The organism is Lactobacillus sp. (assembly GCF_051873315.1).
In the GTDB taxonomy this organism is placed as follows: domain Bacteria; phylum Bacillota; class Bacilli; order Lactobacillales; family Lactobacillaceae; genus Lactobacillus.
Genome location: NZ_JBJEES010000141.1, coordinates 1 through 5,550, shown reverse-complemented (window position 1 = coordinate 5,550; position 5,550 = coordinate 1). Strand labels below are relative to the sequence as shown.

Sequence of the window (5,550 nt, the reverse complement as noted above, 5' to 3'; positions counted from 1 at the left end):
GCGTCAACTCTGTGCAGGGCCGTGACGAAGGGCTGCTTTAAAGGAATCTGCTTTACGTCGACCTGCAGGTCTTCAATTGCCAATTGTTCAGCCATTTTTTCCTCCTTGTTTCTTTATTTTCCTTCTAACTAGTTTTGTCTGTTATTTTTCCTGTTTATCAAAAATCAGCTCATAGGCCCGCCGCTCCGGGTCAACCGAGTCGCTGGTCACCGTGATGATGCCCCGGTAGACGAAGCCAAGCTTGTCAGCCAGGTGCTGGACGGCCTGGTTCTGCTTGCCCGTGTCCAGGCGGAAGCTCTTGATCCCGCTCTCTTGGCCAAAAGCAATCACTCTTTTCAGCAAAAGCTGGCTCAAGCCTTGTCCTCTGAAAGACTCTTTTACGGCAAAGCGGTGCAGGGCCCAGTAGGGGGCACTTCCCGCCCAAATCGGGACTTCATAGTTGGGGTCAAAGCTGGTTGCGGCCATATAAGCGGCGACCTGGCCATCTTTAAGTAAAACCCAGCCCTGCTTGTTTTCCAGGTCTTCTTCAATGCTGGCCCGGTTTGGATAGCCTTCCTGCCACTGGCTGGAATTTTGCGCTTTCAAAAGGGCCTTGGCATCTTTGATGATGGCGACAATGTCCTCTAAGTCCCGGCTTTCTGCCTTTCTGACCATTTTTTCTTCAGTCATCTTAAGCCTCGTTGATGTGCTCTCTTAAGTAGCTGTACTGCATGGCGTCTTCCAGCTTGCTGGTGTCCACGCCTAAAACTTGGGCCAGGGCGTAGGCAAAGGCCCAGGAAGTTGCCGGTCCCCGGCTGGTAACCAGCTTGTGGTCTTCGTCGATCACGGCCGGGGTGTCCACGTAGGTGCTGGCCGGGTTTTCCTCAGCAACTTGCTTTTTAAAGTCCGGGTGGCTGGTCCACTTGGCTTCTTTTAAAAAGCCATACTTGGACAAGGCGATCGGGGAGGCGCACATGGCGGCGTTCCACTTGCCGGCGGCGAAGCGCTGCTTCATCAAGGCCGCCAATTTCTCGCTTTCTCTTAAGTGCTTGGCATTCGGGGCCCCGCCCGGGAAGGCGACCAGGTCGTAGTCAAGCAAAGAGTCGTCCACTAATTTGTCACAAGTAAAGCGGATGTCGTGTCCGCCGGTGATGGTCAAATTGTCCAGGGCCACCATGTCGCAGGGGATGCCCAGCCGGCGCAGGACGTCGACTTGGCTCAAGCCTTCGACTTCTTCACATCCGTCTGAAAATACAATTGCTGCTGTTGGCATAGATTTGTTCTCCTTTTTTCTAATTCTAAAAGATAGTTTTTTAGCTATTGCTTTTAATTTTTTGTTAATGATTGGCTACTCTCTATTGTACAAAATTGCGGTCAGCTTGTCGCTGAAAGCGGGCTTTTTTAAGCAATTTGCAATTGTTCCAAGTAGCGGATAAAATAAAAGGCGGTGTTATCACTTACAAAATATAAGTTTGATGACTATGAAATAGAAAAGAGAAAAGAAATGGAATTCATCTACCTCATCATCTTAGGCATCCTGGCCGGCATCGTGGCGGCGGTGGCCAGCATGGCGTCACTCGTGTCTTACCCGGGCCTGCTTCTTCTTGGCCTCAGCCCCGTCACAGCCAACATGACCAATACGGCAGCCCTGGTCACGACCGGCTTTGGCTCCTTATCCTCCTGCTTAAAAGAGATGCGGGGGCACTGGGGGGAGCTCTGGCGCTATGCCTTTTTCCAATTGACCGGGGCCCTCATCGGCGGCTGGCTTTTGGTCCAGTTCCCGGGAAAAATCTTCCAAAAACTGGTGCCCTTCTTTGTGCTTTTTTCTGCGGCCATGCTGCTCTATAGCGGCCGGCAAAAGCAGGCAAAAAAAGCGACCAAGCTGGGAAGGGTCGGTGCCTACTTTGGCTTGTTTATAGCCGGGATTTACGCTGGCTACTTTGGGGCAGCTTCAGGCGTTTTGACCCTAATCTTTTTGACAGCTTTAAGCGATTCATCCTTTGTCGTCATCAATGCCATTAAGAGTCTGATCGGCTCTTTAGCCAATCTGGTGGCCCTGTCGCTTTTCGCCTTTAAGGGCGGGGTCGACTGGCCGGTAGCTTTTCCTTTGGCAATTGGCCTCTTTATCGGTGGCTATTTCGGGCAAAAAATGATTAAATATCTAAAGCCTGCCTGGGTCAGAGGAATCACGGCCTTCTTCTCGGTCCTTTTGGCCGCCTATTTGGGCTGGCAAGCTTGGAGCTAAGCTACCCAAGCCGGGCAAAGTAAGTTAGAATAGTTATGATTGATTTAAGGAGGCAGCGCATGAAAACTGAAGTTTATCTGGTCAGACATGGGGAAACGCTTTTCAACCGCCTGAACAAGGTACAGGGTTGGTGCGACACCCCCTTGACCATCAAAGGAATCGACGACTTAAAGAAGACGGCTGACGCCTTGTCGCAGATCCATTTTGACAACATGTACTCGTCAGACTTGAAGCGGGCGATCGACACCGTCCACTTGATGAAGGATGCCAACCAGGTGTCTGAGATTGGCAAGATCAAAAAGCTGCCGGAATTCAGAGAAGTTTTTTACGGCTCTTTTGAAGGTGGCAGCATCGACGACATCTGGCACAGCGTTTCTAAAGCTGCGGGCATCCCGGCAACGACTGACGTGAAAAAGATCATCGACACCATCGGCATCTACAAGTTCCGGGAAGTCACCAAGAAGGCTGACCCCCGCCATTTGGCTGAAAATACGGAAGAACTGGAAACCAGAATGAAGCGGGCCATCCAGGTCTTAAGAAAAGAAACCATGGGCGAAGGCCGGGTCCTGCTGGTGTCCCACGGGGACTTCATCAAGACCCTGGGGATCAAGTACTGGAAGGAAAGCGACGGCCTGCACGACATCACCTTCCCGGACAACGGCAGCGTCAGCCGGGGGATTTTGGACGAAGAAGGCAATTTTGAAATCGTGGACTACAACTGCAAGGCCGCGGATTTATGAACAAGGAGACAAATTAGACGATGAAGTGGGATACGCACACTTTTACGGTCGTTTTGCTGGTGATCGTGGGCCTGTGGGAATTTGCCCGGGGCTATAACGCCCAGCGGATGGGCAAGAAGGGCAACCTGCCAGCCCAGTCTTACTACCTGACCGGGGCCGGGATTCTGGCCGTGGCCATTTATTACGCGGTAAAGTTGTGGAGTTAATATGAACGTTCATTCCTGGTGGGTTCCCTATGCCGTTTTGCTTTTCGGCATCTGGGATTTAATTACCGGCATCACGCGCCTGCGCCGGCAGAAGCAGGGCGTCAAGCAGAAGGGGCTGGGGGGCAAGGCTTTTGTCATCTTGGGCATCCTCTTCATCATTACTGGAATCTGGGCTTTTTGGCTCTAGAAGGCAAAAATTATGGCAAAGTTGGCACTGCTGAGGCATGGGGAAAGCCAGGCCAATGCGGCAAACGTATATACAGGCTGGAACGACGTCCCCTTGACAGACAAGGGCCGGCGGCAGGCCTGGGCAGCGGGGGAGAAATTAAAAGAAGTCGGTAACTTTCACCCGACCTTGATTCATACTTCTCTTTTGTCACGGGCAATTGAGACGGCGAACATCGCGGCAGAAGCAGCGGGCTTTTTGTACCTGCCGCTTTCAAAGACCTGGCGGCTGAACGAACGCCACTACGGGGCATTGCGGGGGCTTGACAAGGACGTGTCCAGGAAGATTTTCGGCAAAGAGCAGGTTTTAGAGTGGCGGCGGGGCTTTGACGCGGTACCTCCTGCGCAAGGGTCGCCAAGCATTGACCGCCGCTATTGGGGAGTGGACCCCAAGCTTTTGCCAAGAGCTGAGAGCCTGCACCAGACCCAGCTCCGCCTTTTGCCTTATTATGAAGACGAGGTGGCCAGTCGCTTAATGGTCGGGCAAGACCAGCTGATCGTGGCCCATGGCTCCAGCCTGCGGGCGCTGATCAAATACTTAGAAGATATCAACAATGTGGATATCCTCAAATTGGAGGTGCCTAACGCCCAGGCTATCGTCTATGACTTTGACCAGGAGCTGAACATTGTGGATAAAATAATCACCAACTAACTGATAATTTAAACAGGCTTAGGCCTGTTTTTTCTTTTTCCTTCTTTTTTGCTAAAAAAGTCAGCGGTTATTGAAAAACTTGACATCGCTTTTGGGAGTGTTACACTTAGTCACAAGTTATCAGAAAACTTGTGAAAAGATTTTATAAACAGAAAGTGTGACAAGATGCCAGTAATGACAGCCCAAGAAGTGATGGATTTGATTCCTAACCGCTACCCGATCTGCTACATCGACCGGGTGGAGGAAATAGAAGCCGACAAGAGCATCAAAGCCGTAAAGAACGTGACGATCAACGAGCCCTTTTTTCAGGGACATTTCCCGGGAAATCCGGTGATGCCCGGAGTCTTGATCATTGAGACTTTGGCCCAGGCAGCTTCGATTTTGATCTTGAAGTCGCCGGCTTTTTACAAAAAGACCGCCTACCTTGGGGCGATCCACCAGGCCAAGTTCAGAAGGATGGTCCGGCCGGGGGATGTTTTGGAGATGGAAGTGAAGATGCTCAAGGTCCGGGCCAAGACCGGGAGCGTGGCGGCGGTGGCGAAAGTAAATGGGGACCTGGTCTGCCAGACGGAATTAGTCTTTATCGTGGGCGAGCGGGATGGCAAGGACATGCAGGCAAAAAGTTAGAAAAAGCGAAAAAATCTGGAGACTTTTGCCAGATTGCTAAATGTCGGGGGCAATCTATGGTAAAATCTATTCTGATATATTTAAAATAGATTTTTTAAAATGTAGCTAAGTATGCGCAAATTATTTCTTTTGAGAGGCGCGCCCGGCTCTGGCAAGTCTTCATTTATCGCCCGGCACCACTTATTGCCGTACGCGATCAGCGGGGATGCGATCCGCCTGCTTTTGGCGGACCTGACCGTTTACTATGACCAGAAGACTGACGTTCTGCACCAGGTTATTCCGCGGCATGTCACGGAACAGACCAAGCGGATGAAGGACAACTTGGTTGAGCACAAGATGTCCTATGGGGAAACCGTCATCGTGGACGGGACCCACATTGTCGCCAGCGAGATCGATCACTACAAGAAGTGGTGCGAGAAGTACCATTACGAGTGCTATGTGGTCGATTTGATGCAGAACCAGACTCTGGAAGGTTTGTTGAAGAGAAACCAGATCCGGATGCAGTATGACTGGGTGAAGCCGGAAGTCATCACGATGATGTACAATTCTTACAAGGCTCATCCGGAATTGCCCAAGTGGGTCAAGGGGATCAAGCCCAACCAGATGGAGCAGGCCCTGCAGCAGAGAGAGAACAATCTGGACCATTATTCACATGTGGTTGCCATCCCAGACGAGGTGGCGGAAGAAGATTTTCCACATGTGCACATTTCCAACTTCTACTTCTCTTTCAACGACAAGTTCAGTGAAAAGTACGGGACTTACCGGAATGTGGTGACGATCGGCAAGACCAAGGAAGAGGTGGTTGACGAGTTCCGCCTGCCGTACTTTGCCTTCAAGTTCCACCACAAGCACTTTTTGATTTCGGCTTACCCGATC

9 protein-coding genes are annotated in these 5,550 nt (G+C 51.1%); 7 read left to right on the top strand and 2 right to left on the bottom strand.

Annotated elements, in window-relative coordinates; translation table 11 throughout:
• Window positions 1-141: 141 nt before the first annotated feature.
• Window positions 142-669 carry a GNAT family N-acetyltransferase gene (locus tag ACI32D_RS08785; protein WP_439776200.1) on the bottom strand — a complete coding sequence of 176 codons (528 nt, stop codon included), beginning with the start codon at window positions 667-669 and terminating at the stop codon, window positions 142-144.
• A gap of 1 nt (window position 670) precedes the next feature.
• Window positions 671-1,252 carry a DJ-1 family glyoxalase III gene (locus ACI32D_RS08780; protein ID WP_439776199.1) on the bottom strand — a complete coding sequence of 194 codons (582 nt, stop codon included), beginning with the start codon at window positions 1,250-1,252 and terminating at the stop codon, window positions 671-673.
• Between the two features lie 231 nt (window positions 1,253-1,483).
• Between ACI32D_RS08780 and ACI32D_RS08775 the strand changes: the two genes are divergently transcribed.
• The 7 genes from ACI32D_RS08775 to ACI32D_RS08745 form a co-directional block, all read left to right on the top strand.
• The gene (locus ACI32D_RS08775; RefSeq protein ID WP_439776198.1) at window positions 1,484-2,224 is read left to right on the top strand and encodes a sulfite exporter TauE/SafE family protein; all 741 of its coding nucleotides are present in this window, start codon (window positions 1,484-1,486) and stop codon (window positions 2,222-2,224) included.
• A 59-nt stretch (window positions 2,225-2,283) separates the two neighbouring features.
• Window positions 2,284-2,964 (top strand): histidine phosphatase family protein, encoded by a 681-nt coding sequence (locus tag ACI32D_RS08770; protein ID WP_439776197.1) that lies wholly within the window; start codon window positions 2,284-2,286, stop codon window positions 2,962-2,964.
• Between the two features lie 20 nt (window positions 2,965-2,984).
• Window positions 2,985-3,170, top strand: coding sequence for a hypothetical protein (locus ACI32D_RS08765; protein ID WP_439776196.1), 186 nt, complete (start codon window positions 2,985-2,987; stop codon window positions 3,168-3,170).
• A 1-nt stretch (window position 3,171) separates the two neighbouring features.
• Window positions 3,172-3,357: a hypothetical protein gene (locus ACI32D_RS08760; RefSeq protein ID WP_296227222.1), complete on the top strand. Its 186-nt coding sequence runs from the start codon at window positions 3,172-3,174 to the stop codon at window positions 3,355-3,357.
• Between the two features lie 12 nt (window positions 3,358-3,369).
• The gene (locus ACI32D_RS08755; RefSeq protein ID WP_439776195.1) at window positions 3,370-4,047 is read left to right on the top strand and encodes a 2,3-bisphosphoglycerate-dependent phosphoglycerate mutase; all 678 of its coding nucleotides are present in this window, start codon (window positions 3,370-3,372) and stop codon (window positions 4,045-4,047) included.
• A 165-nt stretch (window positions 4,048-4,212) separates the two neighbouring features.
• Window positions 4,213-4,674, top strand: coding sequence for a 3-hydroxyacyl-ACP dehydratase FabZ (gene fabZ / locus ACI32D_RS08750; RefSeq protein ID WP_439776194.1), 462 nt, complete (start codon window positions 4,213-4,215; stop codon window positions 4,672-4,674).
• Between the two features lie 111 nt (window positions 4,675-4,785).
• Window positions 4,786-5,550 (top strand): AAA family ATPase (locus ACI32D_RS08745; protein WP_439776193.1); only part of this gene is annotated, 765 nt, incomplete at its 3' end.